This window comes from Acidovorax sp. (assembly GCF_046339755.1).
Taxonomy (GTDB): Bacteria; Pseudomonadota; Gammaproteobacteria; order Burkholderiales; family Burkholderiaceae_C; genus Acidovorax.
This window is the reverse complement of sequence record NZ_JBKDTZ010000013.1, coordinates 1-26,980: the sequence shown is the minus strand read 5'-3', so window position 1 is coordinate 26,980 and position 26,980 is coordinate 1. Positions and strand designations below refer to the sequence as shown.

The 26,980-nt window shown below is 69.7% G+C and carries 22 protein-coding genes; 9 read left to right on the top strand and 13 right to left on the bottom strand.

Features of this window, described 5'->3' with window-relative positions; genetic code table 11:
- Positions 1–19 precede the first annotated feature (19 nt).
- A complete protein-coding gene (locus ACK59X_RS01325; protein WP_409954640.1) occupies positions 20–1,684 on the top strand; it encodes a DUF692 family multinuclear iron-containing protein in 1,665 nt (554 codons plus the stop codon).
- Here ACK59X_RS01325 and ACK59X_RS01320 read toward each other — a convergent pair.
- The 5 genes from ACK59X_RS01320 to ACK59X_RS01300 all read right to left on the bottom strand — a co-directional run bounded on the left by ACK59X_RS01320 (position 1,671) and on the right by ACK59X_RS01300 (position 7,309).
- Positions 1,671–2,648, bottom strand: a complete 978-nt coding sequence (locus tag ACK59X_RS01320; RefSeq protein WP_409954639.1) for a Bug family tripartite tricarboxylate transporter substrate binding protein — start codon at positions 2,646–2,648, stop codon at positions 1,671–1,673. The two genes, ACK59X_RS01325 and ACK59X_RS01320, sit on opposite strands and share 14 nt — an antisense overlap.
- Before the next feature lie 30 nt (positions 2,649–2,678).
- Positions 2,679–3,866: a tricarballylate utilization 4Fe-4S protein TcuB gene (gene tcuB / locus ACK59X_RS01315; RefSeq protein ID WP_409954638.1), complete on the bottom strand. Its 1,188-nt coding sequence runs from the start codon at positions 3,864–3,866 to the stop codon at positions 2,679–2,681.
- Positions 3,853–5,277, bottom strand: a complete 1,425-nt coding sequence (gene tcuA, locus ACK59X_RS01310; protein WP_409954637.1) for an FAD-dependent tricarballylate dehydrogenase TcuA — start codon at positions 5,275–5,277, stop codon at positions 3,853–3,855. The genes tcuB and tcuA overlap by 14 nt, the downstream gene beginning before the upstream one ends.
- A gap of 146 nt (positions 5,278–5,423) precedes the next feature.
- Positions 5,424–6,404, bottom strand: coding sequence for a LysR substrate-binding domain-containing protein (locus ACK59X_RS01305; RefSeq protein ID WP_409954636.1), 981 nt, complete (start codon positions 6,402–6,404; stop codon positions 5,424–5,426).
- A gap of 77 nt (positions 6,405–6,481) precedes the next feature.
- Entirely contained in the window at positions 6,482–7,309 is an 828-nt protein-coding gene (locus ACK59X_RS01300) for an IclR family transcriptional regulator (RefSeq protein WP_409954635.1), read from the bottom strand.
- Positions 7,310–7,412: 103 nt separating this feature from the next.
- On the opposite strand from ACK59X_RS01300, the gene ACK59X_RS01295 reads away from it, so the two are divergent.
- The 5 genes from ACK59X_RS01295 to ACK59X_RS01275 are packed head-to-tail and all read left to right on the top strand — an operon-like array spanning position 7,413 to position 12,313.
- The gene (locus tag ACK59X_RS01295) at positions 7,413–8,426 is read left to right on the top strand and encodes a tripartite tricarboxylate transporter substrate binding protein (RefSeq protein WP_409954634.1); all 1,014 of its coding nucleotides are present in this window, start codon (positions 7,413–7,415) and stop codon (positions 8,424–8,426) included.
- A gap of 32 nt (positions 8,427–8,458) precedes the next feature.
- Positions 8,459–9,952 (top strand): class I adenylate-forming enzyme family protein, encoded by a 1,494-nt coding sequence (locus ACK59X_RS01290; RefSeq protein WP_409954633.1) that lies wholly within the window; start codon positions 8,459–8,461, stop codon positions 9,950–9,952.
- Between the two features lie 14 nt (positions 9,953–9,966).
- Complete coding sequence (locus ACK59X_RS01285) at positions 9,967–10,758, top strand: citryl-CoA lyase (protein ID WP_409954632.1); 792 nt, start codon at positions 9,967–9,969, stop codon at positions 10,756–10,758.
- Complete coding sequence (locus tag ACK59X_RS01280) at positions 10,755–11,483, top strand: SDR family oxidoreductase (RefSeq protein ID WP_409954631.1); 729 nt, start codon at positions 10,755–10,757, stop codon at positions 11,481–11,483. Before ACK59X_RS01285 ends, ACK59X_RS01280 begins: the two co-directional genes overlap by 4 nt.
- Positions 11,480–12,313 carry an SDR family NAD(P)-dependent oxidoreductase gene (locus ACK59X_RS01275; protein WP_409954630.1) on the top strand — a complete coding sequence of 278 codons (834 nt, stop codon included), beginning with the start codon at positions 11,480–11,482 and terminating at the stop codon, positions 12,311–12,313. Before ACK59X_RS01280 ends, ACK59X_RS01275 begins: the two co-directional genes overlap by 4 nt.
- 5 nt (positions 12,314–12,318) lie before the next feature.
- Here the strand turns inward: ACK59X_RS01275 and ACK59X_RS01270 are convergent, their stop codons facing one another.
- Genes ACK59X_RS01270 through ACK59X_RS01260 form a run of 3 tightly spaced genes read right to left on the bottom strand, consistent with a single transcriptional unit; the run spans position 12,319 to position 15,564 of the window.
- Entirely contained in the window at positions 12,319–13,389 is a 1,071-nt protein-coding gene (locus ACK59X_RS01270) for a porin (protein WP_409954629.1), read from the bottom strand.
- 37 nt (positions 13,390–13,426) lie between these two features.
- Entirely contained in the window at positions 13,427–14,422 is a 996-nt protein-coding gene (locus ACK59X_RS01265; RefSeq protein WP_409954628.1) for a Bug family tripartite tricarboxylate transporter substrate binding protein, read from the bottom strand.
- 47 nt (positions 14,423–14,469) lie between these two features.
- A complete protein-coding gene (locus ACK59X_RS01260; protein WP_409954627.1) occupies positions 14,470–15,564 on the bottom strand; it encodes a 4-oxalomesaconate tautomerase in 1,095 nt (364 codons plus the stop codon).
- A 175-nt stretch (positions 15,565–15,739) separates the two neighbouring features.
- On the opposite strand from ACK59X_RS01260, the gene ACK59X_RS01255 reads away from it, so the two are divergent.
- Positions 15,740–16,681 carry a LysR family transcriptional regulator gene (locus ACK59X_RS01255; protein ID WP_409954626.1) on the top strand — a complete coding sequence of 314 codons (942 nt, stop codon included), beginning with the start codon at positions 15,740–15,742 and terminating at the stop codon, positions 16,679–16,681.
- Positions 16,678–17,799 (top strand): tRNA 2-thiouridine(34) synthase MnmA, encoded by a 1,122-nt coding sequence (mnmA, locus tag ACK59X_RS01250; protein WP_409954625.1) that lies wholly within the window; start codon positions 16,678–16,680, stop codon positions 17,797–17,799. The genes ACK59X_RS01255 and mnmA overlap by 4 nt, the downstream gene beginning before the upstream one ends.
- Before the next feature lie 7 nt (positions 17,800–17,806).
- On the opposite strand, the gene ACK59X_RS01245 is transcribed toward mnmA, so the two are convergent.
- Positions 17,807–20,386, bottom strand: a complete 2,580-nt coding sequence (locus ACK59X_RS01245; RefSeq protein WP_409954624.1) for a DUF5682 family protein — start codon at positions 20,384–20,386, stop codon at positions 17,807–17,809.
- A 2-nt stretch (positions 20,387–20,388) separates the two neighbouring features.
- Positions 20,389–21,495, bottom strand: coding sequence for an AAA family ATPase (locus ACK59X_RS01240; RefSeq protein WP_409954623.1), 1,107 nt, complete (start codon positions 21,493–21,495; stop codon positions 20,389–20,391).
- A gap of 93 nt (positions 21,496–21,588) precedes the next feature.
- On the opposite strand from ACK59X_RS01240, the gene ACK59X_RS01235 reads away from it, so the two are divergent.
- Positions 21,589–21,732, top strand: coding sequence for a hypothetical protein (locus ACK59X_RS01235; RefSeq protein WP_409954622.1), 144 nt, complete (start codon positions 21,589–21,591; stop codon positions 21,730–21,732).
- Positions 21,733–21,831: 99 nt separating this feature from the next.
- Here the strand turns inward: ACK59X_RS01235 and ACK59X_RS01230 are convergent, their stop codons facing one another.
- The 3 genes from ACK59X_RS01230 to ACK59X_RS01220 all read right to left on the bottom strand — a co-directional run.
- Positions 21,832–22,545, bottom strand: coding sequence for a Bax inhibitor-1 family protein (locus tag ACK59X_RS01230; protein WP_409954621.1), 714 nt, complete (start codon positions 22,543–22,545; stop codon positions 21,832–21,834).
- An 89-nt stretch (positions 22,546–22,634) separates the two neighbouring features.
- Complete coding sequence (locus ACK59X_RS01225; RefSeq protein ID WP_409954620.1) at positions 22,635–23,198, bottom strand: hypothetical protein; 564 nt, start codon at positions 23,196–23,198, stop codon at positions 22,635–22,637.
- 232 nt (positions 23,199–23,430) lie between these two features.
- A partial coding sequence (locus ACK59X_RS01220; protein ID WP_409954619.1) for a DUF4132 domain-containing protein occupies positions 23,431–26,980 on the bottom strand: 3,550 nt, incomplete at its 5' end.

The window sequence follows — 26,980 nt, the reverse complement described above, 5'->3', positions numbered from 1 at the left end:
CCGCAGCCGCCTGCTCACCATGGCACATGACCCCATCGCCGTGCGCGGCACCGGCTTCGGCCTGGGCCTGCGCACCCCTCACTACGCGGATTTTCTTGCTGCTCCCCAGCCACTCGACTGGCTGGAGATCATCACCGACAACTACCTCGTCGAGGGCGGCAAGCCGCTGGCAGTGCTCGATGCGCTGCGGCGCGACTACCCCATGGCCATGCACGGCGTGGCCATGTCCATCGGCTCGGCGCAGGGCGTGGACCTCGGCTACCTGCGCCAGGTCAAGGCGCTGGCCGACCGCATCGAGCCGCTGTGGGTCTCCGACCACCTGTGCTGGGTGGGGCCGGGCACCGGGCAGTGGCTGCACGATCTGTATCCGCTGCCCTACACCGATGCCTCGGCGCGCCATGTGATCGCCCAGGTGCGCCGCGCGCAGGATGTGCTGGGCCGCCGGCTGGTGCTGGAGAACGTCTCCAGCTACATCCGCTATGCGGACGACAGCGCCAGCGAATGGCAGTTTCTGGCCCACATCGCGCAGGAGGCCGACTGTCTGCTGCTGGTGGACGTGAACAACATCCACGTGAGCAGCGTGAACCACGGTTTCGACCCGCTGGCCTACCTCGATGCGCTGCCCGCACACCGCGTGCAGCAGATCCACCTGGCCGGCCATTCGGACCTGGGCGACCACATCATCGACACCCACGACCACCCGGTGGCCCCGCCCGTGTGGGAGCTGTATGCCCAGGCCTGCGCGCGCTTCGGCGCCGTGGCCACCATGGTCGAACGCGACGACCGCATCCCGCCACTGGCCGAACTGCTGGACGAGATGACCGTGGCGCGGCGCATTGCCGCCGAGCATGTCCCGCGGGCGGGTGCCTTGGAGCAGGCGACCCTTTCCTGGCCAGGCGCCACGCCGCTGCCCGCGCGGCCGCTGCAAATGCAGCAGCAGGAGCTGGCCGACCGCATCCTGGCCGAGCCGCTGCAGCCTCTTGCGGACGATGACCCCGTGGAGGGCCGCCTGGGCATCTACCACCATGCCTACCGCGCGCGGCTGGCGGAAGTGCTGGCCGACACCCATGCCAAGACCTGGCTGTACATGGGCTCGGACATCTTCGAGGCCCATGCACGTGACTACGCCGTGGCGCACCCGCCCACGGTGCGCAGCCTCAACCGCTATGGCGAGGGCCTGGCCGGCGTGCTGCGAACACTCTACCCGGAGAACCCGGAGCTCTACGAACTGGCCCGGCTCGACTGGGACCTGCGCACGCGCTTCGATGGCGCCGATGTACCGGCACTGGACGGCGGTGCCGCATCCGATGGGGCCTGGACCCATCGCCGCGCGGTGCTGCACCCGAGCGCGCTGCTGCGCCCGCTCACCACCAATGCCGTGGCCCTGTGGAATGCCATCCATGCCGATGAGGAGGTGCCTGAGGCCTTGGCGCTGGCGGAGCCGGCCACGCTGCTGGTCTGGCGCAAGGGACACCAGCCGCACTTTCGCACGCTGGACAGGCAGGAGGCGGCATGGGTCGCCCACCTGCAGGCGGGCGCTTCGGTGGAGCAGGCCTGCGGGCTGCTGCAGGCCGAAGGCCTGCTGCCCACGCCCGATGTGCTGGCGCCATGGCTTGCCGGGCTGCTGCGCGATGGCCTGGTGCGCGCCGACCTGCCGGCCGCTGCGGCTGCTACTCCGCCGTGAGCTTGCGCTCGTTGATGATGGCGGCCCACTGGGCCGATTCCTTTTTCATGAAGGTTGTGAGTTCGGCACGCGTGGTGGGCTGCGGCGTCAGGCCATGCTTGTCCAGCGCCTCCTTCACGACCGGGTCGTTGAGCACGGCCACGATCTCCTTGTTCAAGCGGTCCAGGATTGCCGCGGGCGTCTTGCCCGGCGCCACGAAGGCATACCAGTTGAGCGCCTCGAAGCCCGGAAAGCCCGACTCGGCCACCGTGGGGATACCCGGCAGATAGGCCGGCCGTGTGAGCCCGGTGGTGGCCAGCGGCACCAGCCGGCCGGCCTCCACATGCGGCATGGCCGTGGGCGGGGCCGAGAAGTACGAGGCCACGCGCTCGCCCAGCAGGTCCTGCAGGGCAGGGGCGCCGCCCTTGTAGGGCACGTGCACCATGTCGATGCCCGCGCGCTGGTTGAACAGTTCCCCCGCCAGGTGCGAGGCCGAGCCCGCGCCGGTGGAGGCGAAGTCCACGCTGCCGGGTTTCTTCTTGGACAGCTGCACGAACTCGGCCAGCGTCTTCACACCCGTGGCCTTGTGCACCACCAGCACGTTGGGGAAGTTCACCCCGCCCGAGACAGGGGCCAGGTCCTTGAACGGGTCATACGGCAGCTTCATGAGGTGCGGGGCGATGGTCAGCGGGCCGATCGAGCCCAGCAGCAGCACCGTGCCGTCGGGCGCGGCATTGGCGACGAACTGGTGCGCGATGTTGCCGCCCGCACCGCCCTTGTTGTCCACCACCACCTGCTGGCCGATGTTCTCGCCCAGCTTCTTGGCGATCAGCCGGGCTGCCGCGTCGGCCGCGCCGCCGGCGGCGAATCCCACGACCAGGGTGACGGGTTTCTTGGGCAGAAAGTCCTGGGCCTGCGCGGGCGTGGACAGGGCCAGGGTGGTGAGTGCCGTCGCCTGCAGCAACAACCATTGGCGTTTTTTCATCGGTGTGTCTCCTTTGTGGGTCTTTGGGATTCAGTCATCGCCCAGGCCGATGGGGTGGGGCTGGCGCTTTTCCACCGCATGGCGCAGCAGGGCCGCGGTGCGGAAGATGCCGTGGGCGAACTTGCCGTAGGGCATGGTGGCAAAGAGCGCCATCACCGCGCCCAGGTGCAGGCACAGCAGCAGGGCCAGGGCCGGGGTGCCACGCGCCAGCCACAGCGCCAGGCCGCTGGTGCTGGTGAGGAACAGCAGGGCGATGAAGGCCCGGTCCATGGGCTTCTGGGCGGCATCGCCGTGCTGCGGGTGGCGCCGGTGGTTCAGGTGCCACAGGCCGGCCGTGCCCAGCGCCAGGGCGGTGCCGCCCACGGCGCCCAGCAGCTTGGGCAGGGTGGGCAGGTCGTAGGGCGCGGCCCAGCCGAAGGCATAGTGGTACAGCGTGGCCACGCTGGTGGCCGCGAAGCACAGTGCAAAGCCGTAGAAGGTGAGGTGGTGGAAGCGCCTGCGCCACAGGGTGTAGGCATCGTCCGCGTCGTGGCAGCCCTCGCCATGGCCACCATCGAGGTACTTCAGGCGCAGCACCGCACCCGTGGCCTCGACCGCTGCAGGGCCGCTCAGGGGTGCCCCGCTGGTCGCGGGCGATACGTCGCACCAGAAGCGGCGCACGCCCAGGGCCAGGGCCAGCGTGGCGAACAGGAACACCGGCGCGAACAGGCCCACCAGCAGGTTGTGCGGGAACAGGCGGTAGAAATTGCCACCCAGGTTCTGGCCCCACAGCGCCGCCAGGCCCTGGCCCTGCAGCACCACTGCGAGCAGCAAAAACAGCGTGAGCCCTGCCACCAGGGCCAGCGCCAGCGTGAGCCCATTGCGCTGGTACAGCGCGCCCAGCGCGGGTGGCCAGGCGTAGTCGGCATAGGTCTGGCCGCGCACCTGGGCCATGGCCTGCGGCACGTTGACCGCGAATTCGTGCGGCGGAGCGTACTGGCAGGCGTGCAGGCAGGCCCCGCAGTTGTGGCACAGGTTGGCCAGAAAATGGATATCGGCCTGGCCGAATTCGAGGCGGCGCGTCATGGCCGGGAACACGGCGCAAAAGCCTTCGCAGTAGCGGCAGGCATTGCAGATCTGCATCTGGCGCGCGACCTCGGTCTCGGGGGCTGACAAGGAGACGATGGCGCCATCGGCCAGCTCCCGTGCGTCCTGCACCAGGGCCTCAAGCGACTGCATGGGCCACCTCCTGGCTCTGTGCTGCGCGCGCGGCGTTCGTGCCCGCGATGCGCCCGAAAGCCGTGCCGATGGACATGCCGACCCCGGCCGTATAGCCCTTGCCCAACACATTGCCGGCCATCATCTCGCCGGCCACGAAGAGATTCGGGCTGGCCTGTCCGCCGAAGTGCACGGCGGCACTCTCGTCCGTGCGCAGGCCGAGGTAGGTGAAGGTGACGCCGGGCCTGAGGGCATAGCCGTAGAACGGCGGCGTATCGATGGGGCGCGCCCAGTGCGTCTTGGCGGGCACGAGGGCCTCGGTATGGCAGTCGTCGAGCGCGGTGTGGTCGAAGCGGCCCACACGGCAGGCAGCGTTGTAGCCATCGAGGGTGTGCATGAACCGGCCTACGTCCAGCCCCAGCCGCTGGGCCAGTTCGGGCAGGCTGTCGGCCTGCACGCCCGGGAACACCGGCGGCATGAAGCGGCCCACGGCCTGGCTGTCGATGATGGAGTAGCCGATCTGCCCGGGTTGCTGGGCCACCAGCCGCCCCCAGATGGCGTAGCGCTTGGGCCAGAAGTCCTCGCCCTCGTCGTAGAAGCGCTCGGCCTGCTGGTTGACCACCACGCCGAGCGAGACGCAGTCGATGCGGGTGCAGATGCCGCCGTCGTACAGCGGCGCGCGCGCGTCGATGGCCACCATGTGGGCCTGCGTGGGGTCGCCGATGCGGTCGGCGCCGTGGTCCTCCAGCAGGTGGCGCAGCAGCACGCCGCGGTTGTAAGCCGTGCCGCGGATCAGGAAGTTGTCCGATGGCCATTCGCCGCGCTCGTTCTGGCCCCAGGCCTCGCGCAGCCATTCGCGGTTGGACTCGAAGCCGCCGGCGGCCAGCACGCAGGCGCGGGCACGGATGCGCTGGCCGTTGCAGTGCGCGGCGATGAAGCGGCCACCCTCGGTCTCGATGCGCTCCACGGGCGCTTCGTAGCGCACCTGCACCCCCAGGCGCTCGGCGCTGCGGTAGTAGGCGTTGACCAGCGCCTTGCCGCCGCCCATGAAGAAGGCATTGGTGCGCGCCGTGTGCAGTGCGCCGGCCAGCGAGGGCTGGAAGTGCACGCCGTGGCGGCGCATCCAGTCGCGGCAGGTGCCCGAGGCGCGGATCACCAGGCGTGCCAGGTGCTCATTCGTCTGGCCACCGGTCACCTTGAGCAGGTCCTGCCAGAACTCTTCTTCGGGGTAGGCGTCCACCAGCACGTCCTGGGGCGCGTCGTGCATGCAGCGCAGGTTGCGCGTGTGGGCCGAGTTGCCACCGCGCCAGGCGCGCGGCGCGGCCTCCAGCAGCAGCACGCTGGCGCCGGCCTCGCGCGCCATGAGTGCGGCGCACAGGGCGGCATTGCCGCCGCCGATCACCAGCACGTCGGGGGTGGTGATCGTCTCCATGGGTCAGCGCTCCCCTCTGCGGGGAGCGCGGGGGCTCGTCCTGCGCATCATCGTGGTCTCCGGGCGGTGCTGCCGCCGCATGTCGTGGTGGTGCCACTGTAGGGAGACCGCTGCAGGGCGTGCAGCGGGTTCAGGTCATGCAGGTATCACGAATCGTGATGGCTTGGGGCGCTTTCGATCAGGGTGGTGCCGAACCATTGGCCGGCCCCCACCAGGCCGCGCACGCAGTCGGCCACCACCACGCGGGCCGCCAGCGCGGCGGGCGAGAGCTCGTCCTCCGACAGGCTGCACAGCAGGTTCACGCGGCGCGCGGGCGCATCGGTCAGGCGCGCGCACTGGAAGCGCCGGGCGGCATCGGGGTAGCGGCCCATGGCCGCCCAGGGCTGCAGGGTGGAGCCCAGGCCGGCGTCCACCGCGGCCATGACCATGGCCAGGGAGTCGACCTCCAGCACGATGTGCGGGGCCAAGCGGTCGCGCGCGAAGGCGGTGTCCAGCGTGCTGCGCAGGCCGTGCGGGCCGGTGGGCAGGATCAGCGGCTCGTCGCCGAGCTCGGCCACGGTGATGGTCTCGGGCAGGCGGCGCGCGCCCGGGCCGCCGCGCGCGCAGATCAGGAACAGGTCTTCCTCCAGCAGCGGCTGCACCTGCCATCGCTGCCCCGTACCGCTCTGCCTGGCTTGGTGCAGCCGGGTGTCGAACAGCACGGCCAGGTCGAGCTGGCGCGCATGCAGCATGTCGGTAAGGTGGCCCGACATGCCTTCGACCATGTGCAGCCGCACGTCGGGGTAGCGGCTGCGCATGGCCTGCATCAGCGGCAGGCCCAGCACGCCCGAGGTGGTGGGCGCCAGGCCCACGGTGACGGTGCCCGACAGGCGTGCCTGCTGCGCCGCGCGCACGGCCTGCTCGGCATGGCGCAGGGTCAATTGCGCCTCGCGGAAGAAGGCCAGCCCGGCCTCGGTGGGCGCCACGCCGCGCGGCGTGCGGTGCAGCAGGCGGGTGGCCAGCTCCCCTTCGAGCCGGGTGATCTGCTGGCTCAGCGCGGACTGCACCACGTCCAGGTCCAGCGCGGCGCGGCTCATGGAGCCGCGCTCCACCACGCGCACGAAATAGCGCAGTTGTCTCAGTTCCATCGGGGAATCCTTCGGGCCGTGTGCGGCGCGCAGCCATCATCTTGTGTGATGGCGCAATGTTCGCACAAGCGCAGGAGTCACACCCCGTTCGGCAGCAGTGCGGCCAGGGCCTCGCGCATCCAGCGTGCAATCAGCTGCTGGCGCTCGCGTGGCATGCGGTCCAGGGTCGAGGCCACGCTGATCGCGGCGACCGGTTCGCCCTCTGCGTTGCGCACGGCCATGCCGGCGGCCAGCACGCCTTGGGTGGCGTGGTTGCCCACCACCGACCAGCCGCGTTCGCGCGTCGCGCGCACCAGCAGGGCCAGGCGCTCGGGCGTCATGCCGCCATAGTGCGGCAGGGCCTGCGCATTGGCCGCGATGCAGGTGTCCACCTCGTCGTCGGGCAACGCTGCCAGCAGCGCCAGCCCGGCCGCGCCCACGCCCAGGGGCTGGCGCGTGCCGACCTGGATCACCAGGATCTGCACCGGGTGCGTGCCCACGTGGCGCGCAATGCAGTGCGAGGCCGGCCCCTCGCGCACGATGGCAAAGGCGGCATCGCCGCAGGCGCGGCTCACGCGTTCGAGCACCGGTGTCAGGCGCATGGCCATGTTGGGCAGGGCCGTGGGCGCGGCCACGGCCGCCAGGCGCGGCCCGGCCACGTAGTGGAAGCGCCCGCGCCGGGCCAGGTGGCCGCCTTCGAGCAGGGTGGCCAGCAGGCGGTAGACGGTGGCGCGCTCCAGGCCCGCCGCGCGGCACAGCTCGACCACGCGCAGGCCGTCGCGCCCGCTGGCCAGCACGGCGTCCAGCACCTGCAGCCCCCGGCGCAAGGTGCGGCTGCCGGGGTCGTCCAGCGGTTCTTCGGGCAGCGGGGTAGATGTTGAAACGTCCGGCAGGCGGACGTTTCGATTCGCGGGTCGGGAGGGCATGGGAAAGAATTTGTCCGTCGATGCAACCAGTGCGCAGTGTGCCGCAGAGCCACGCCGCAGGGGGCGCCAAGACAGGTTTTCCAACACATCCAGGAGACAAGACATGAGCTCGCACACCACCACCGTTATCGCGCCGCGCCGGCGCCTGCTGGCCCTGGCCGCCGCTGCCCTCGCCTGCACCACCGCCCTGCCCCTGCAGGCCCAGACCGCCAGCGCCACGGGCTGGCCTGCCAAACCCATCAAGCTCGTCGTGGGCTATGCAGCCGGCGGCGCCACCGATGTGATCGCGCGCCTGGTGGCCGTCAAGCTCGGCGACCAGCTCGGCCAGCCCGTGGTGGTGGACAACCGCGCAGGCGCCAACAGCAACGTGGGCGCCGAGAACGTGGCGCGCGCCCCGGCCGACGGGTACACGCTGTACGTCTACACCATCGCCAACACCATCAACGCCTCGCTGTACCCCAAGCTCGGCTACGACCCGGTCAAGGACTTCGAGCCCATCGGCATGATTGCCAAGATCCCCAACATCCTGGTGGTCAACCCCAAGCTGCCTTTGAAGAACCTGGCCGACTACGTGCGCTATGCCAAGGAGTCCAAGGACGGCATTACCTTCGCGTCCTCGGGCAGCGGCTCGTCCATCCACCTCTCGGGCGAGATGTTCAAGATGCAGTCCCAGCTCAAGATGCTGCACGTGCCCTACCGCGGCAGCGCGCCGGCCGTGACCGACCTGCTGGGCGGCCAGGTGGATTCGATGTTCGACAACACACCCTCGGCCCTGCCGCATGTGCAAGCCGGCAAGCTGCGCGCCATTGCCATCACCCGCGCCCAGCGCTCGCCGCTGCTGCCCGATGTGCCCACACTGGCCGAGTCGGGCTATGCGGGCTTCGACGTGCAGTCGTGGTTCGGCCTGGCTGCGCCCACGGGCACGCCGCGCCCCGTGGTCGAGCAACTCAACGCCGCCCTGAACAAGGTGCTGGCACTGCCCGAGGTGCGCAGCCGCCTGCAGGAGCTGGCCGCCACGCCCGATTCGGGCACGCCCGACAAGATGCGCAGCTTTGCCGCCGCCGAGATCAAGCGCTGGCGCGAGGTCGTCAAGGCCTCCGGCGCCACCGCCGAGTAAGCGACCCCTCACCCACCACGACCCTGCTTCCCATGTTCCCCATCGACTTCTTCTGGCGCGCCGCCCAGCGCTGGCCCGACCGCATCGCCATCGACGCGCCCGAGGGCGCCATCCGCTACGACGCCCTGGCAGCACGCGTGGCGGCCCTCGCGGCCGGCTTTACCGCCATCGATCCGGCACCGCAGAGCCGCGTGGGCATCTGCGCGGGCAACAGCGCCGAGCACATCGCCGCGCTGCTGGCCGTGCTGGCCTGCGGCAAGGTGTGGGTGCCGCTCAACCCCAAGAGTACCCGGCCCGAGATCCGCCGCATCATCGATGCGACCGAGCCTTCCATTCTGGTGCTGGACGCGGCCTGCGCCGATCTGCTCGACGGGGCCCCCGGGACCTTGCTGACAACCGCAGGGCTGGCGGACCTGGCCGCCGCGCACGCCGGCGCACTGCGCCCCGTGATTGACCTGCCGGACGATGCCACCCAGGCCATCAAGTTCACGGGCGGCACCACGGGTGTGCCCAAGGGCGTGATGCAGCCCTACCGCGCGTGGATGGCCAACATCACCAACCAGATCCATGCCTGGGGCTTCGATGAGCACGAGCGCTACATCGTGGCCGCGCCCATCACGCACGGTACCTCCACCTACCTGCTGCCCATCCTGGCGCAGGGCGGCTGCCATGTGGTGCTGGGCGGCGCGGGCGCCGAGGCCGTGCGCACGGCTTTCCGCGAGCGCGGCGGCACGGTGTGCTTCATGCCGCCCACGCTGGTCTACATGCTGATGGCGCTGCCTGGCGTCTCGCGCGCGGACTTTCCGCGCATGCGCCGGCTGATCTACGGCGGCGCGCCCATGCCGCCCGAGAAGATCCGCCAGGTGCGCGACTTCTTCGGCCCGGTGCTGGGCACGACCTACGGCCAGACCGAGGCGCCGCAGATCCTCACGGTGATGCAGCCCGAGGACTTCGAAGACCCTGCCAACTGGGCGGCCGTGGGCCGCACCACCTGGTTCAGCGACGTGGCCATCATGGCGCCCGATGGCCACCTGCTGCCCACGGGCGAGGTGGGCGAAGTGGTGGCGCGCGGCGATCTGCTGATGACCGGCTACTGGCGCCTGCCCGAGAAGACCGCCGAAACCCTGGTGAACGGCTGGCTGCACACCGGCGACCGCGGGCTCATCGACGAGCGCGGTTACCTCTACCTCAAGGACCGGCTCAAGGACATGGTGATCACCGGCGGCTTCAACGTTTACCCCGTGGACGTGGAGAACGCGCTGGGCCAGCACCCGGCGGTGCACGAATGCGCGGTGTTCGGCCTGCCCGACGACAAGTGGGGCGAGACCGTGCAGGCCGCCGTGCAGCTGCGCCCCGGCGAGCAGGCTACGGAGGCCGAGCTGATCGCCTTTGTGCGCGAACGCCTGGGCCCGGTGCAGACGCCCAAGCACATCCACTTCCACGAGAGCCTGCCGCGCTCGCCCGTGGGCAAGGTGCTCAAGTCCGCCGTGCGCGATGCCGCGTTGGCAGGAACAACCACCGCCTGAAGGAACCTTTTTTCATGACCTCCACCGCTTCCAAGACCCCCGTCACCCGCCTGTGCACCCACACCCTGACCAGCCTGCATTACCGCGATGCGAACCTGGTGGAGGACCTGATGGGGAAGAAGACCTTCACCGAGGTGATGCTCATGCAGATCCTGGGCCGCGCGCCGCGCGGCGTGGACCTGCGCATTACCGACGTGGTGCTCATCGTGCTCATGGAGCACGGCCTCACGCCCAGCGCCATCGCCACGCGCCTGATCTACATGAGCGCGCCCGAGAACCTGCAGGGCGCCGTATCGGCCGGCCTGCTGGCCGTGGGCAGCTCCTTCGTGGGCACCATGGAGAACTGCGCCGGCCTGCTCGACCGCATCGCGGGCGCGGCCGAACCGAAGGCCGAGGCGCTGGCCATTGCGCGCCACTACAAGGGCCTGAAATCCCCCGTGCCGGGCTTCGGCCACCACCTGCACAAGCCGGTGGACCCGCGTGCCTACAAGCTGCTGGAGATGGGCCGAGCCGAGCCCGAACTGCAGGGCGACCAAATCCGCGCGCTGGAGACCCTGTCCCATGCCGTGGACGAAGTGGCCGGCCGCGCCATCACCATCAACGCCACGGGCGCGGTGGCCGCGCTGCTGGGCGAGATCGGCGTGCCCACGGCGGTGATGCGCGGCTTTGCCGTGATCTCGCGCGCGGCCGGTCTGGTGGCGCACATCGTGGAAGAGCAGAACAGCCCCTCGGGCCGCTTCATCTGGGACACCATCGAGCACGCGATTCCCTTCGTGGGCGGCGCAGGCCAGGAAGGCCAGGCATGAGCGCCAATGAAGGCACCGTGCTCGTCACCGGTGCCAGCCGGGGCATAGGCCGTGCGGTGGCCACGCGGCTGATGGCCGACGGCCTGCAGGTCGTGAACTTCGACATCGCGGCTCCGGAAAGCCTCGGCGCGCATGAAACCTTCGTGCAGGTGGACCTGGCCGACGAGGCCGCCCTGCGCGACGCGCTGGCTCGCTCCGTGGCCGGGCGCGCCATCACCCGCCTGGTGAACAACGCGGGCCTCGTGCGGCCCGCCGGCATCGATGCCGCCACCAGTGCCGACCTGCAGGCCGTGATGGCAGTCAACCTGGCCGCTGCCATCGCCTGCGTGCAGGCCCTGCTGCCGGCCATGCGCACGGCGCGCTTCGGGCGCATCGTCAACATATCGAGCCGTGCTGCGCTGGGCAAGGGCGAGCGCATCGCCTATGCCGCCAGCAAGGCAGCGGTGCATGGCTTCACGCGCACCCTGGCGCTGGAGCTGGGTGCCGACGGCATCACCGCCAACGCCATCGGCCCCGGGCCCATCGCCACCGAGCTCTTCGAGCGCGTGAACCCGCCCGGCGCGCCGGCCACGCAGCGCATTCTGGACACCATCCCCGTGCGCCGCATGGGCCAGCCCGAGGAGGTGGCGCACCTGGTGGCCTCGCTGCTCGACGCACGTGCGGGCTTCATCACGGGCCAGGTGGTCTATGTGTGCGGCGGCATGACCGTGGGGCTGGCGCCATGAGCGCGACAAGCAGCATGCCACCCGCGCTGCCGCTGGACCTGTCGGGCCGCGTGGTCTTCGTGGCCGGCGGCGGGTCGGCCGGGCCGGGCTGGAGCATTGGCCGTGCGGCCTGCGTGACCTATGCGCGCCTGGGTGCCCGCGTCTGCGTGGCCGACCGCGACTCGGCCTCGGCCGAAGAGACCATGGCGCTGATCGAGGCCGAGGGCGGCACGGCCGCCACCTTCGTGGGCGACGTGGCCGAGGCGGCGGACGTGAAGCGCTTGTTCGCCGAAGCGCGCGAGCGCTTTGGCGGCGCCATCGACGTGCTGCACCACAACGTGGGCATCGGCAAGACCGGCGGCCCGCTGGAAACCAGCGCCGAAGACCTGGAGCGCATCCACGGCGTGAACGTGGGCAGCCTGCTGCTGGCCTGCCAGGAGGTGCTGCCGGGCATGGTGGAGCGCGGGCGCGGCTCCATCATCACCATCTCGTCCATCGCGGGCATGCGCTACCTGGGCTACCCGCACCTGGCCTACGGCGTGACCAAGGCCGCGGTCACGCACTTCACCCGCATGGTGGCCCAGCAGTACGCGGGCCAGGGCGTGCGTGCCAACACCGTGGTGCCGGGGCTGATCGACACGCCGCGCATCGCCAACACGGTCGCGAAGATGTTCTCGGACACCAGCCTCGACGAAGCGCGCGCCGCGCGCGCCCGCCAGGTGCCCATGGGCCGCATGGGCACCGCCTGGGACGTGGCCCATGCCTGCGCCTTTTTGGCCAGCGATGCATCGGCCTATGTGACCGGCACCGAGCTGATGGTAGACGGCGGCATTACGGGCAAGTTCGTGTAGCCGCTTCAGAAGCTGTGCATGACACCAGCGGAAACGCCGGTGGCCGTGCGCTTGTTGGCCGCGCCCTGGAAGTTGTTGCGCCAGCGCGTGTGGTCCAGCTCGGCATAGACCCGCGTGCGGCGCGAGAGCTTGTACTCGGCAAAGGCCACCATGCGGCCGTAGCCGTCGTCGGCTGCAGCGGTGCGTGTGCGGTCGATCTTGTAGTAGGTGGCGGTCAGGTCCAGCAGCGGCAGTGCTGCCCAGGTGGCGCCTGTGGACAGCACGCGCTGCTCAGTGTGCGTGGCCGCGCCCGTCTGCGCCTTGCTGCGCCCGGCGTTGGCGGCCAGGCGCACGCTGCCCCATTGCCAGGCCGCGCCCAGCGTGGCGGCATCGAGCGGGCGCAGGTTGGCGTCCTTGAAGGTCTGCCAGGCGCCGGACACGGTGAGGCCGCCATCGGCATAGGCGAGGCCCAGGCCGTGCGAGGACAGGGCCGACGACTGGGACGCGACTTCGCCCACTCCCACCATGGCCCGCGCCGTGAGGCCGCCCCAGCGGCCGCTGAGCTTGACGGCATTGTCCAGCCGGTAGGAGCCGGTGTTGGCGCCCGCGCTGCCGTACTCGGTGCCCAGGCCGTGCTGGCTCAGCGCGGTGACGCCGATGTTGGGGTTGACGCTGGCAAAGCGCATGGCCAGCGGGTCCACGGGCGAGATGGCGTCCGCCAGCAGCGTGGTCTGCCGCCCCAGCGCGATGCTGCCCCAGGCGTTCTGCAGCCCGACCCAGGAGGCGCGGTCGAAGTATTTGGCACTGTTGGCGGGCGCACCGGTGTCGGCGTTGAGGCCGCTCTCCAGGTTGAACAGCGCGCGGGCGCCGCCGCCCAGGTCTTCGCTGCCGCGCACGCCCCAGCGGCTGGTGGTGTGGATGCCGCTGCCCAGGCTGTGTTGCGAGCCCGGCGCAGGCGCGTTGGCGGCGGTGAGCCCGCTGGCATGGCGCAGGCCCAGGTCCACCACGCCATAAAGCGTGAGGCCGGTGGACGCCGTCTGGGCGAAAGCCGGCGCGCAGGCCAGCAGGGCGCACGCGGCGCCGGTCATGTTCTTCATGCGGTCTCCTCGGGATGGATGTTCTTGTTCGGCAGGGTCAATCGGCCGTCAGCTGCGCTTTCTGCACCACGCCCCGCCATTTCGCGAGTTCCTGGCGCACGGTCTGGGCCAGGGCTTCCGGGGTGCTGCTGTCCACCACGGCGCCCTGCTCCTCGATGCGGCGCGCTACGTCCTTGTCAGCCAGGGCGGTGTTGAGTGCCTTGTTGAGCTGGTCCACCACGGCCTTGGGCGTTTTGCCCGGCGCGAACAGCGCGTACCACTGGGTGATCTCCACGCCCTTGATGCCGGCCTCCTCCAGCGTGGGCACATCGGGCATCAGCGAGGAGCGCTTGGGCCCGGCCAGCGCCAGGGCACGCAGCTTGCCGTTCTTCACGTGCGACGAGGCCGAGAACAGGCTGGGGAACATCACCTGCGTCTGGTTGGCCATGGTGTCGTTCATCGCCGGGGCCGAGCCGCGGTAGGGCACATGCGCCATCTGCGCGCCGCTCTCGAGCTTGAACATCTCGGCCGAGAAATGCGGCGCCGTGCCGTTGCCGGCCGAGGCGTAGTTGTAGGAAGTCGGATGCGCCTTGGTCAGCGCCACGAACTCGGCCACCGTCTTGGCGGGCACCTTGGGGTTGATGACCATCAGCGTTGGCGAGTAGCAGACCATGCCGATGGGCTCGAACTGGGTGATGGGGTCGTAGCGCAGCTTCTGCAGGGCTGGGCTCATGCCGTGCGTACCGATGTAGCCGAACAGGATGGTATGGCCATCGGGCGCAGCGCGCGCCACGAACTCGGCGGCAATGGCACCGTTGGCGCCGGCCTTGTTCTCCACGATCACCGACTGGCCCAGCAGCTGCGACATCTTCTGCGCCACCACGCGCGCCATGCCGTCGTTGCCGCCCCCGGCGGCCGTGGGCACGACCAGGGTGATGGAGCGCTCGGGAAAGGCGGCGTGCGCCGCCAGCGGTGCACCGGCCAGCGTGGCGAGGGCCAGTGCGGCGGCCAGCATGCGGCGGCGCGTTGGAGGGAGGGCAGAAGGGTGGGTCATGGTCTTGTCTCCGGTCATGTCGTTGTGGATGGGGTAAGCGAAGGGGATCAGGGGTGGGCTGCAGCGGCTTGTGCGACGAACAAGGTGCCTTCCAGGATCTTTCGGGCCGTGCGCACCAGCGCGGCCTGCACCAGCGTGCATTGGCCGTCCACCAGGGCGAGTTCCACGTCCACGTGGATGCGGCCGGCCGGGTGCAGCACCTCCACGCGGCGCGTGCCCGCGCTGGGCGCGGTGCGCGTGTCGCTGGCCACGGTGCCGGGCAGCACCAGGGCGGCCGCCACGCCGATGGCGCCGGTCACGGCATGCGAGCGGTGGCAGCGCCGCGGCGTGAAGTAGCGCGAGGCGATGCTGCCGGGCGCCGGTCCGTCGGAGACGATCACCGGCTTGGGCAGCACGCTGCCCGAGACATCGCCCATGCCCATGCGCAGCCCGGCCTCGCAGCGCAGGGCTTCGAGGCGTGCCAGCAGCGCGGTGTCGGCATCGAGCTCGGCGGGGCTCTCGTCGCCGCGCAGGCCCAGGTCCGCGGCGCGCACCAGCACCATCACCTGGGCGGCGTCGATGCAGGTCACCGGCAGGCCCTGGATGGTGTCGATGCGCTGCCCGGTCGGGAAGATCTGCCCCGTGACGGCGCCCCAGGCATCAAGGAAATTCATCAGCACCGGTGCGGCCGTGCCCTGCACGCCATCGATGCGCACGTCGCCCTCGTAGTGCACGCGGCCGCCGCGGGTCTGCACCTGCAGGTCGATGCGCGAGCGGGTGTTCACGTTGTAGACCCGTACCCGCGTCACGTCGCCGGTGCGGCTGGCGGGCACCAGGCCCTGCTCGATGGCGAAGGGCCCCACGCCGCTGAGCATGTTGCCGCAGTTGGGGCGGGTGTCCACGCGGGCCTCGTCCACGCTGACCTGGGCGAAGAGGTAGTCCACGTCGCAGCCGGCATGGGCCGAGCGCGAGACGATGGCGACCTTGCTGGTCAGCGAGTTGCCGCCGCCCAGGCCGTCGATCTGCAGCTCGTGCGGCGAGCCCAGCGCTGCTATCAGCGTGCGGTCACGCTCTGCCGGGTCTGCGGGCAGCCAGTTGGCCAGAAAGAACGGCCCCCGGGAGGTGCCGCCGCGCATCAGGACGCAAGGAAGGTGGTAGCTCATGGGTCCGCATGGTGCGGCGCCCCGGTTTTTTTGTGAATTGCATTGTTGGCAATGATTGATGCACTGGGCGCAATAGAATCTGCTGTCTGTAAGTGCTCCAATCAGCGCTGTAAATTGCAACTTTGCGAAGCATTGATGCACGGTGTGCAACGCGCTGTGCACCCCCTGGAGGCCCATGCACCACAAATTCGACCTCGCCGACATCCAGGCCTTTGCCGCCGTGGCGGAGCTGCAGAGCTTTCGCGCCGCGGCCGAATCCATCCACCTGTCGCAGCCGGCCTTCAGCCGCCGCATCGACAAGCTCGAAGATGCCCTGGGCGTGCGCCTGCTCGACCGCACCACGCGGCGCGTGACGCTCACCGCCGTGGGCCGTGACTTCGCGCGCAAGACGCGCCTGTGGCTCGACGACCTGGACGGCATGCTCATGGGCCTGGGCGACGTGGCCGCGCGGCGCATGGGCGAGGTGACGATCGCCTGCGTGCCCTCGGCCGTGTATTACTTTTTGCCGCAGGTGGTCAAGCGCTACCACGAGATGTTTCCGCGCATCCGCGTCAAGGTGCACGACGCCAGCGCCAACGAGGTGCTGGTGGCCGTGGCCCAGGGCGACGCCGACTTCGGCCTGAACTTCATCGGCAGCCAGGAGGCCGAGATCGAATTCAAGCCGGTGCTGGCCGAACGCTTCGTCGCCGCCTGCCGGCGCGACCATGTGCTGGCGCGGCGCAAGCAGGTCACCTGGGCGGAGCTGGGCCAGCACGATTTCATGTCGGTGGGCAAGACCTCGGGCAACCGCCTGCTGATGGACCTGGCGCTGGCCAACGTGCCCGACCGCCCGCAGTGCCTGTACGAGGCCAAGCACGTGACCACCCTGCTTGGCCTGGTCGAGGCCGGCCTGGGGGTGGCCGCCGTGCCCAGCCTGGCCATGCCGGGCAAGGACCACCCCACTTTGGTCAGCATTCCCCTGGTGGAGCCGGTGGTCACGCGGCAGATGGGGCTCATCAAGCGCCGGGGCCGCTCCCTGTCGCCGGCGGCCCAGCAGCTCTATGACCTGCTGGTGGCTACGCGTACTGCGCGCCCGCGCAGCGTGCGGACCGCCAAAAAAATACAATTGGCAGGATGACAGCACCCACCAAGCACCGCGTCGTCGTCGGCCTTTCCGGCGGCGTGGACTCGGCCGTCACCGCCCACCTGCTCAAGCAGCAGGGCCATGAAGTGGTCGGCATTTTCATGAAGAACTGGGAAGACGATGACGACAGCGAGTACTGCTCGTCCAACATCGACTTCGTGGACGCGGCCGCCGTGGCCGACGTCATCGGCATCGAGATCGAGCACGTGAACTTCGCGGCCGACTACAAGGACCGGGTGTTCGCCGAGTTCCTGCGCGAGTACCAGGCCGGCCGCACGCCCAACCCCGACGTGCTGTGCAATGCCGAGATCAAGTTCAAGGCCTTTCTCGACCACGCCATGCGCCTGGGCGCCGAGAAGATCGCCACCGGGCACTACGCGCGCGTGCGCCAGAACCCTGATTCGGGCCTGTTCGAGCTGCTCAAGGGCCTGGACCCCGCCAAGGACCAGAGCTACTTCCTGCACCGCCTGAATCAGGCGCAACTGGCCAAGACCCTGTTCCCCGTGGGCGAGCTGCACAAGACCGAGGTGCGGCGCATTGCCGAGGAGATCGGACTGCCCAATGCCAAGAAGAAGGACTCCACCGGCATCTGCTTCATCGGCGAGCGGCCGTTCCGCGAGTTCCTGAACCGCTACATCAGCCATGCGCCCGGCCCCATCCAGGACGACCGGGGCCGCACGCTGGGCAAGCACGTGGGCCTGTCCTTCTACACCCTGGGCCAGCGCCAGGGACTGGGCATTGGCGGCATCAAGGAAAAGGGCGTCCAGCGCGGCGGTGGCGAGCACGAGCCCTGGTTCGTGGCGCGCAAGGACCTCGCCAAGAACACGCTGCGTGTGGTTCAGGGACACGACCACCCCTGGCTGCTGTCGCACGCGCTCACGGCGCAGGACGTGAGCTGGACGGCCGGCCATGCGCCGCCCCCAGGCACGTACGGCTCCAAGACGCGTTACCGCCAGCCCGATGCGCCCTGCACCGTGGTGGCCGCCGATGGCGCGGGCCTCGCCCTGCAGTTCCCCGACGCCCAGTGGGCCGTGACGCCCGGCCAGTCGGCCGTGCTGTATGACGGCGATGTCTGCCTGGGTGGCGGTGTGATCTCCAGCGCAACCGAATAGCAGTCGGTCAGCGGATCCAGTGCTGCAGCCCGTCGCGCTGCAGGCTGGCTTCGAGCAGCGCCTGCAGGCGCAGGCCGGCGTGCAGGTCCTCCTCGGTGGTCTCGTAGTGCATGCCGGCCAGTGAGGCGGCTGCAGCGTCACTTGCGCCGTGCAGTTGTGCCACCTTGGTAGCCAGGTCCGAGGTCTCCTGCGGGCGCAGGCCGGTGAAGGCCTGGCGCAGGTCCGGCAGGTGGGCCACGAAGGCCTCGTCGTCCCACTGCCGCACCAGCGCATCCAGGCCTTGCAGCAGGGCCGGCAGGCGCAGCAGCAGCTCGGGTGCGGCGGTCATCATGCCGTTCAGGAACTGCACGGCCTCGTGCGGCAGCGCGCCTGGGCCGAAGCGCTGGCGCACCACGGCATCGAGTGCCGCGTCGTCCCAGTGGCCGTCGAGGTAGAGCAGCGCGGTGGCGGCACCGGCAACGCCGGGTGCGCAGCCGGCGCCGGTGGCAAAGCGCGTGAGGTGCTCCACCAGCAGGCCGGCATCGATGGCGCCCGTGCCGGCATCGTCCAGACCCGCCAGCAGGCGCCCCAGCTCGCGCAGCGACAGCAGCAGCCGCACGGCCGGCTCCTGTGCGTCCGGCGCGGTCTGGGCCAGTGGGGGCAGCAGGTACAGTGCCGCAGGCCAGACGCGCAGCAGCAGATCGCGCAGCTGCGGGTTTTGCTGCACACCCAGCGGCTCGCGCGCCCGCCACAGCGTGACCAGGCGGTGCCCGCATTCGACCACGGAGGACAGCGAGGCGTCTTCGCCCAGGTGCTCCGACAGCATGGCCAGCAGCTGCGGCAGCCGTGCGTGCAGGCCCACCAGGCAGGCGCGCTGCAACAGGGCCACGGCGGCGCTGGCGCTGCGCCCGCGGCCGTGCTCGGACAGCGCTGCTTCTTCGCGCATGAGCCGCGCGAGGCAGACCGCCTCCACGCTTGCGCCCTCGCTGGCGAGGGCAATCAGGCGCGCCTCCACCATGGGTGACCAGGCCGCACGCCATTCCTCGAACAGCATGTTCAACCGGCTGCCGCCCATGAAGTCGGGCCCGGCCACCCACTTGGCCAAGTCGGTATCGAGGTAGGCCATGGCGTGCAGGAAGCGGCTGCGCTCGCGGTGGGAAGGCTTGCGGTACAGGTCCAGCCGCACCGTGCGCGCGGTGCTGTCGTCCAGGCGCACGCCGGCCGCGCGGGCCAGGCGGCGCGCATCCTCGATCAGCGGCGGCGAGCCGGCCGAGGGTGGCACGTCGCCGATGCGGGTGCCGCCGAGGAAGGACCGGAGGTCGGCTGTGAAGCCGCGCGTGCCCTCGTCCATCGCGCCCTTGACGAAGCATGAGCGGATCGCGTCCAGCAGGTCCTGCCGGCCCGGCCCGGCATTGCCGCGCAACTCGGCCAGGCGCACGGCCTGCAGCGCAGCGGCCTGCACCAGCGCGGTGGAGACAGCGTCGGTCTGGTCCTGTGCCCGGGTCTGCTGGGCAAAGCGGGCCAGGGTGTCCAGGGCCACGGCGGTGAGGGGGTGGACCGCCGGTGCCATGGCGTGCGCGGTGCCGGCCTCCAGCCCCTCCCACGCCTGCTGGTAGTAGCCCGGCGACGGCATGCCCGCGCTGTAGCCGTTGAGCGCATCGAGCTGCTCGAAGCTGTAGCGGATCAGCCAGGCCTCGGGCTCGGCCGTCTTGGGGGCCCTTTTGGCCTTGGCGCTGGCGGCCAGGGGCTTGGCAGCTTTCCAGCTGCGCAGCAGTTCGGGGGTGTGAAAGCCGCCGGTCACCACGACGATGGGGCCTTGCACTTCGTTGCGCCAGCGGCGGATGTGGGCCGCCATGTGGCGCTCGCGCGGCAGGCTGAGTTCGGCTTCGAGCACCTCGGGCTCGTAGTCTTGCCGGGCCATGGCGCACCAGCTGAACACATCGGCGAACAAGGTGCGCCAGTCGGCCAGGGCCTCGGGTGTGCGCAGCTCGAACAGCCGGTCCCACAGATCATGGTGGTCCACGCAGCCGAGCTGGCGCGCCATGGCGTTCAGGTAACGGCTGTGGGCGAAGTGGCGCTCCTCCATCTGGCTGCGCGCGGCGTCGGGGGCCGTAGTGCCGTCCTCGGCATCGCCATCGCCGCCGTAACGGCGTTCCCATGCCTTTTGGCGCCAGGGCAGGTCGATCAGCGCAACCTGCGCACCCAGAGCCGCACCCTCGCGCACGGCGATCCATTCGGGGCTGTAGTCGCACAAGGGGTAGAAGGAGCTGCTGGTCACCGTTCGGGGGCCGGCTGGCTCACCCTGCTCCGCGTCGTCGTCTGCCGTAGGCGGCTCAGCCTTGCGCTCGCGCGTGGCTTGGCACAGCCAGGCCACCGGGGTGCGGGTCAGCGGGTCGCTGAGCAGGGGCAGCAGGCTGTCCAGGTCGTCCGGCCCCTCGATCAGCACCGCGGCCGGGCGCACCTCGCGCAGCAGGTGGCGCAGTGCCCAGGCGCAGGCCGGGCTGTGGTGGCGCACGGGCACGAAGAAGATGCCCTCGTCGCCGAGCAGCTGCGGCAGCAGGGCCGCGATCTCCGGCGGCAGGCCTGCAGGCTGCGGTGTTGCGCTCACTGCTATTGCCACAGCGAGCGGGCCGCGTCGTGGAACGCCTTCCACTGCGGGTCACGCCGCGCTCGTTCGCGCACCACGGTGTCGAAGTAGTGGCGCACACGCTTGGCGTCGTCCGCACTGTCCTTGAGCACCACGCCCTGCAGCTGGCCCGCGATCTCGCGCGGGGTCAGCTCGCCGCCGTTGAAATGGCGCGCCTGCAGCGCGGCGGCATAGGCCACATTCACCGCCTCGGCGGTGGACATCACGGCATCGAGCCCCTTGATGGCCGTGCCCTCCTGGGTCTGGCCCGCGCGCAGTTCCTGGAAGGTGGTGACCAGGAGCGACACCACGTCGCGCGGCACGTTGACCGGGGCCGCGCTGCCGGCGAGTTCGCGCGAGAGCTGGGCCATCACCAGGTCCACTTCGAACTGGTGGTCGCGGATCGGGCGCACGGTCTCGAAGTTGAAGCGGCGCTTCAAGGCCGACGACATCTCGTGCACGCCCCGGTCGCGCAGGTTGGCCGTGGCGATGATGTTGAAGCCGCGCTGGGCGAACAGCCGTGCGTCGTCGCCGAGTTCGGGGACCATCAGCTGCTTGTCGCTCATCAGCGAGATCAGCACGTCCTGGATCTCGGGCGGGCAGCGCGTGATTTCCTCGAAGCGCACGAGCTTGCCGGCGCGCATCGCCTGGTACAGCGGTGACGGTACCAGCGCGCGCTGGCTCGGCCCCTCGGCCAGCAGCAGGGCGTAGTTCCAGCTGTACTTGATGTGGTCTTCGGTGGTGCCGGCCGTGCCCTGCACCGTGAGGCCTGAATCACCGCTGATGGCTGCCGCCAGCAGTTCCGACAGCAGCGACTTGGCCGTGCCCGGCTCGCCCACCAGCATCAGGCCCTGGTGGCCCATGAGGGTGACGATGGCGCGGTCCACCAGCGGGTCGTCGCCAAAGAACTTCTGCGTGACCTGCAGCTTGGCATCGCCCAGGATGAACTGGCGCACCGCGCGCGGCGAGAGCTTCCAGCCCGGGGGCCGGGCATGGGTGTCGGCCGCGGCCAGGCGGGCCAGTTCGTCGGCCCAGCGCTGCTCGGGCGCCAGGCGCACGGATTGGGTGGCAGAAGGGGGAATGGTGCTCATGGTGGCGTTGGTAGGGACGGCGCCGCTGGGGCAGGGTGAAAAAGCCGATCACAGCTATTTTGGACCAGCTTGGCACGCTCTCGGTGTTGGCACGTGCGCTTTTCCATCGTCAACCGCGCACGCGACGGCCGCTATACACCCGCGGAGGATGCCGCCATCGCAGACCGGACCTTCAAGGGGTTGGACACCAACAACGACCCGCCGCGCCCGGCACCGGCGCGTGGCGATGGGGACTGAAGCCGCGGCAAGGTCCGCACGCGCAAACAAAAAAACCGGGGCATGCCCCGGTGTTTTTTTGAGCGCCCCACCCTGGGATGGGGCACACCATGTACACGGTCAGTCGTCGCTCGACGCCAGGCTGATCAGGATGCGCAGCACATACCAGAGCATCAGCGCGATCGACGCGAACAGGTGCAGCGCGGCACCGGCGGGGCGGTCGGTCGGGTAGTCGTGGATGATGCGCGAGGTGTCGTACAGCACGCAGGCACCTGCGAACAGCACCATGATGCCCGAGAACCAGATGCCGAGCTTGAAGCCGAAGATGGCGCCGGCCACGATGGTGCCCAGGGCCACCAGGCCACCCACCTTGAGGATGCCGCCCAGGAACGAGAAATCGGACTTGCTGGTGAAGGCCGTCCAGGTCAGGGCCGCCACCATCAAGAGCGTGATGAAGCCTGCCGCGCCAATGGCGCCGGGCGCCACGATCTGCGCAATGCCGAACAGGGGCGCGAAGATCAGGCCTTCGGCCAGCACGTAGATCCCGAGGCCCATGAGCTGGGTCTGGGGCTTCTCGGCGTTGTCGGCCAGGTACGAGGCCAGCCAGCCCACCAGCATGAAGGCGCCCATCACGCCCAGCCAGATGAACTTGTTGCCGCTGGCCATCAGCATCTTGGCGGTGGTGTTGGAAAAGCCGCTCAGCATCAGCACCGTCGACAGCACGACGAAGGCCAGGATGGCCGCGCCCAGGTGCTTGTAGGTGGAGACGATGAACTCGCGCCGCTCCAGGGGGGCGCCGGACGGGTCTTCAGGGGTCAGGACATTGGTATTCACAAGGATGCTCCTCGGTGGTGGTTGCTACTTCTCACACAGGGGGCGGCCTTGTGGGCCAGCCCCTGCCTCTCTCTCTCTGGATATCTGAATCAGGCGGCAGCCAGTTCGTCGGCGCGGCGCAGCCTGCGGTTGGACCACACGCCGCCGGCGCCCACCAGGGTCAGGATGACGGCCAGGATCCAGATGCCGGCGCCGCTGAAGGACTGGGCCGTCGAAGCGGCCTCGGCCTGCATGCGCTTGCGCGTGTCTTCGTAGCTGATGACGGCCTTGCCGCCGGTCACCACTTCATAGACGATGTCGCTGTCGCCGCTGTCGTACAGGGCCGTGATCTTTTCGTCGATGATGTCCTGCACGATGTCCTTGGGCGTGCTGTGCGCGATGCGCAGTTTGCGGGCCTCGCCGCCGGCATCGGGCGCCACGGTGATCTCGTAGTACTGCTTGGTGGAGCGGCGCTTGCGCTTGACCGTCACCTCGCTGGCACCGGTGACCTTGCCGGCCACCGTCTGCAGCTGGTCGCGCGCCGTGTAGGCGTGGTCGCCATCGGCCTTCCAGCTGCTCCAGATGGCCAGGCCGGCCAGGCCTGGGCCTGCCAGCAGGATGAGCCATGCATAGCCCGTGATGAAAATCAGAATCTTTCGGACAAAACCCGGCATGAGAATACCTCCCTCAATCATTCACATTCACTGAAAACCCGCCAGCTCATGGGCTGTTTCGGGCTGCGAGGGCTGGATCATCGCGGCAGTCGGGCCCGCAAGATGTCGCAAATTGTGAGAATGGAGAGACCTCACCAAAAAAACGTGAATTCCTTCCGGTTTCGTCGCTCGATTCAAACAGTTACGGCTTGAATTCGGGCTGCGAGGCCCCGAAAAAGGCCTCGCGCGCGCCTCACCAGGGCATCTTCTTTTCCCAATCGGCGTCGAAACCGGTGCAGGCCTGCGCGATCGCCAGGTAGTCGGCGTAGGCCTCGGCCAGCAGCACGGGCGGCACACTGGCCAGCGGCAGCGCGTTGTCGCTCCAGCTGCGCGAGCGGCTGTTCTCGAAACTCAGGGTCTTGAGCGCGGCGGCCACGTTCTCCTCTGGCAGGGTGTTGCCCGAGAACTCGATGGACACGCGCACGCCCACGCTCGCGAAGTCCTTGGTGTATTCGTAGAAGAAGCCGCCGTCCTCGGCCTGCGCACGCTGGTAGCCGAGCTTGGTGAAGGCCCCGCGCAGCGTGAAGCTGTCGCTGACCCAGCCCTGGCGGTCCTTGATCTCCGTGACGGGCAGGCCCTTGTCGTCGGTGAAAGAGAGTGCGGGTGACTGGCGCGACATCTGCGGGAACAGCGGGGCCAGCTTGTAATCCTTGAAGTGCTTGGTCCAGGCCCCGGCCGTGGCCGCATCGACCAGAGAGGCATGGGCCAGGCGCACCTGGGCGCCCTCGCCGAGCTCCACCTCGTCGTCCTCGGTGTTGATCAGGCTGCCATCCTCGGTGGGTCGAAAGCTCTGCAGCGCCGTGCCCTCGGCGTCCACCTCCAGCCACACCAGGCGCTGCACCAGCCGGCCGGCCACCGGGTGGCGGTGCAGGTACTCGCGCCACTCGGCCACCGGCCACAGGCGGCCCGTGCACATGGCCTCGAACAGGCGCGCGGTCTGCAGGTCGATGACCTGCTTGAGCTCCTTCTTGCTCGTGGACAGCAGCGCCTTGGTCTCCTTGGTCTGCGCCGGGTCGTCGTTCTGGCGTGGCTCGGGCAGGGCCTTGATGGCCTTGCCTTCAGGGTTGCGCAGCTCGGGCTTCATGGCGGCGTCGAGCACCATGGTGAAGATGCGGTCGCCATAGGGCAGCGCCAGGGTGCCGGTATCGTCCAGTCCGGCCGTGGGGATGGTGCGGTCGGCCAGTTGGTCCTGCGTCCAGCCGTTGCGGTCGGCAATCTCCTGCACCAGGCCGCGCGCCTTGGTCTGCACCGAGGCCGTGCGGTAGCGGCGCGACAGGCCCAGCATCAGCTGGATCACCACCGGGTCGTTGCCCGGGGCCACGCCTTCGAGCATGGCCTCGATCTGCGAGCGGCGCTGGTAGTGGTCGCGCATGTACTGCTGCAGCAGGGTCACGATCTCGTGGCCGGGCGCAAAGGCGGCCAGGGCCAGGATGCCCTTCTCGCCGATGGCACTGCCCAGGTACTCGGACATCTTCTCGCGCTTGCATTCCTCGAACACCTGCTCCTCCGACTTGGCATAGTCGGCCTCGTAGTACTGGCGGTACTCGGGCTTGGCGTTCTGCCAGCCCTTCTGGTAGGACTGGTAGCGCTGCGGCGCATGCGCCTTGGCGTAGGCAATGCCCTCTTCCAGCGGCGGGTGGCGCGTGTCCTGGGCGATGAACTGGCGCAGCACGCTGCTGCCCAGGGCCTGGCGGCTCGCGGCATCGAGCAGGCCCATGTAGCGCGTGAGCAGGGCGTTGCCGCCGGGCTCCTTGAGCTTGCAGGCCAGTACCACCCACCAGCGCAGCACCTCGGGCTCCACGGCCGTGCCGTCGGCCCAGCGCGCTGCCGGCAGCGCATCCATGGCAAACCAGGCCAGGCCCGCGGGCGGCTTGGCCTTGAGGCCCTTCTTCGCCTCGGCCAGAAGGATGGCGGGCGCCAGGCGTGGCGAGATGTCCTCGCCCAGGCGCTCCAGTGCGGTGAGGAAGGCGGCACGCACGGTCTCGCGGCTTTCCTTTTCGAGCGCTTTGGTCAGGGCAGGAACGGCGTCGGCGTATTGCAGTTCGGCCAGCCAGTTGGCGGCCTCGATGCGCACCTCGCTCTTGGTGTGGGTGAGCGATTCCACCACCTGGCGGCCGATGCCGGGCAGCGTGGACAAGGCCTTTTGCGCCATGGGCCGGTGCGTCTTGCCTTCGCCCAGGGCCAGTTCCATCACGCGCGGCAGCCAGCGGGCCGGGATGGTCGGGAAGGTGGCCAGGGTGCGCAGCGCGGGCCCGAGCTCCAGCGTGCTCGCATAGCGGTCGCCGTTGTTCTGCTGCGCTGCCAGGCCCAGGGCCTGGTCGAGGAACTCGGGGTGCTCGGCGAAGAAGGGCCACACGCGCTCTGGCGGCAGCAGGTCGGTGGCGCTGGGCGTGTTCCAGTAGTCGAACAGGGCCGTGCGCGCCACCTCGATCAGCGGCGTGCCCGAGCGCTTGAGCAGGTCGGCCAGGGCGCGCAGGTCGACGCTGCCCTGCGGCTGGCCGGCCAGCCATTTGTGGAAGCCATCGTCGAACCAGAAGCTGCGGCTGTAGCGCGACACGCCCAGCCAGCGGACCAGGTGCGAGGGACCGAAGGACGGCAGCGCGAACAGCCGGTTGCCATGCGTCACGGCCTGGGCCACCTCGCTGTTGCGCAGCTTCTCCATCTGCTTCCTGTCGAGCTGGCCGTTGAGCAGGGCCAGCGCCTGGCGCATGTCGTCCTCGGTCAGTTTGGACAGGTTGGCATAGCTCTTCTGGCGCCAGGTGTACTTGTGCTTCTGCGTCTTGTTCTCCTCGGCCTCTTCTTCGGCGGCGCGGCGCGCGCGCTCGATCACCTCGGTGCGGTTGGCCATCAGCAGGTCCAGCGCGTCCTGGCCCAGCGGGTTGTCGGCGAACGGCGTCCAGGGCGGGGGTTCGGGCAGGTCCTGCTCCTGGGCCCCGCCTGCGGCATCGATGCGGTTGAGGGCGGCCCGGATCGCCTGCTGCACGGGCTTGCTGGTCTCGCTCGCCAGGGCGGTCTCGAGCAGGCCGCGCGTGGCCTCGGCGGGCAGGCGCGCCAGCAGCTCGGCGGCCTGGCTGCGCTGGCTGGTGTCCCCTTCGCCCAGCAGGGCAGCCAGCAGGCGCAGGCGATCCGCCTCGGCAATGCCTTCAAGGTGGGGCACGGCCTCGGCGCGCACGGTCTTGCTGCCATCGGCGGCCAGGGCCACCAGCAGCGGCGCAAAGGTGGCACGCAATTGCTTGTCCGGCCCGAGGCGCGAGGCCAGCACCACCCGGCCCGAGGCGGAGAGCTGCTGCGGCAAGGCTTTCACCGCGTCCGGGTGCGACTGCATGTACACAGCCAGGGCGGGGGATTTGACCAGGGCGCCCAGCCGGTCGTGGTAGTAGCTGTCCAGGCCCTTGCGCTCGAACACCAGCTGCAGCGCCAGGGTCTCGTCCCGCCCCTCCTCGGCCAGCAGGCGGGCGACGAGATCGACCGTCCAGGCGGCGCGCTCCTTGCCCAGCTCGAGCTTGCTGCTGTTGCCCTCCTTGAAGCTGGCGTGGAGGGCATCGTTGACCAGGTACTGCAGCCAGTCGGGCACGGGCGCGCCGGGGTGCTCGAGCGACTTGCCGGCATCGGCCGCGGCCAGCAGCTTGCCCAGGCGCACCAGCAGGGCCAGCGGCGGCTTGTCGGCGGGCACGCTGGCATAGAACCCGGAGCGGCCGGCCAGGCTCTTCCTGCCCGCGGCCTCCAGGGGTTTGTCGTTGTAC

Excerpts from the sequence above, each read along its gene's own strand:
- ACK59X_RS01295 (WP_409954634.1), top strand. The coding sequence starts at position 7,413 with ATGAGCTCGCACACCACCACCGTTATCGCGCCGCGCCGGCGCCTGCTG.
- ACK59X_RS01285 (WP_409954632.1), top strand. The coding sequence starts at position 9,967 with ATGACCTCCACCGCTTCCAAGACCCCCGTCACCCGCCTGTGCACCCAC.
- ACK59X_RS01320 (WP_409954639.1), bottom strand. The coding sequence starts at position 2,648 with ATGAAAAAACGCCAATGGTTGTTGCTGCAGGCGACGGCACTCACCACC.
- ACK59X_RS01280 (WP_409954631.1), top strand. The coding sequence starts at position 10,755 with ATGAGCGCCAATGAAGGCACCGTGCTCGTCACCGGTGCCAGCCGGGGC.
- ACK59X_RS01255 (WP_409954626.1), top strand. The coding sequence starts at position 15,740 with ATGCACCACAAATTCGACCTCGCCGACATCCAGGCCTTTGCCGCCGTG.
- ACK59X_RS01290 (WP_409954633.1), top strand. The coding sequence starts at position 8,459 with ATGTTCCCCATCGACTTCTTCTGGCGCGCCGCCCAGCGCTGGCCCGAC.
- ACK59X_RS01265 (WP_409954628.1), bottom strand. The coding sequence starts at position 14,422 with ATGACCCACCCTTCTGCCCTCCCTCCAACGCGCCGCCGCATGCTGGCC.
- ACK59X_RS01325 (WP_409954640.1), top strand. The coding sequence starts at position 20 with ATGGCACATGACCCCATCGCCGTGCGCGGCACCGGCTTCGGCCTGGGC.
- ACK59X_RS01270 (WP_409954629.1), bottom strand. The coding sequence starts at position 13,389 with ATGAAGAACATGACCGGCGCCGCGTGCGCCCTGCTGGCCTGCGCGCCG.
- ACK59X_RS01240 (WP_409954623.1), bottom strand. The coding sequence starts at position 21,495 with ATGAGCACCATTCCCCCTTCTGCCACCCAATCCGTGCGCCTGGCGCCC.
- ACK59X_RS01300 (WP_409954635.1), bottom strand. The coding sequence starts at position 7,309 with ATGCCCTCCCGACCCGCGAATCGAAACGTCCGCCTGCCGGACGTTTCA.
- ACK59X_RS01260 (WP_409954627.1), bottom strand. The coding sequence starts at position 15,564 with ATGAGCTACCACCTTCCTTGCGTCCTGATGCGCGGCGGCACCTCCCGG.
- ACK59X_RS01275 (WP_409954630.1), top strand. The coding sequence starts at position 11,480 with ATGAGCGCGACAAGCAGCATGCCACCCGCGCTGCCGCTGGACCTGTCG.
- ACK59X_RS01225 (WP_409954620.1), bottom strand. The coding sequence starts at position 23,198 with ATGCCGGGTTTTGTCCGAAAGATTCTGATTTTCATCACGGGCTATGCA.
- tcuB (WP_409954638.1), bottom strand. The coding sequence starts at position 3,866 with ATGCAGTCGCTTGAGGCCCTGGTGCAGGACGCACGGGAGCTGGCCGAT.
- tcuA (WP_409954637.1), bottom strand. The coding sequence starts at position 5,277 with ATGGAGACGATCACCACCCCCGACGTGCTGGTGATCGGCGGCGGCAAT.
- ACK59X_RS01305 (WP_409954636.1), bottom strand. The coding sequence starts at position 6,404 with ATGGAACTGAGACAACTGCGCTATTTCGTGCGCGTGGTGGAGCGCGGC.
- mnmA (WP_409954625.1), top strand. The coding sequence starts at position 16,678 with ATGACAGCACCCACCAAGCACCGCGTCGTCGTCGGCCTTTCCGGCGGC.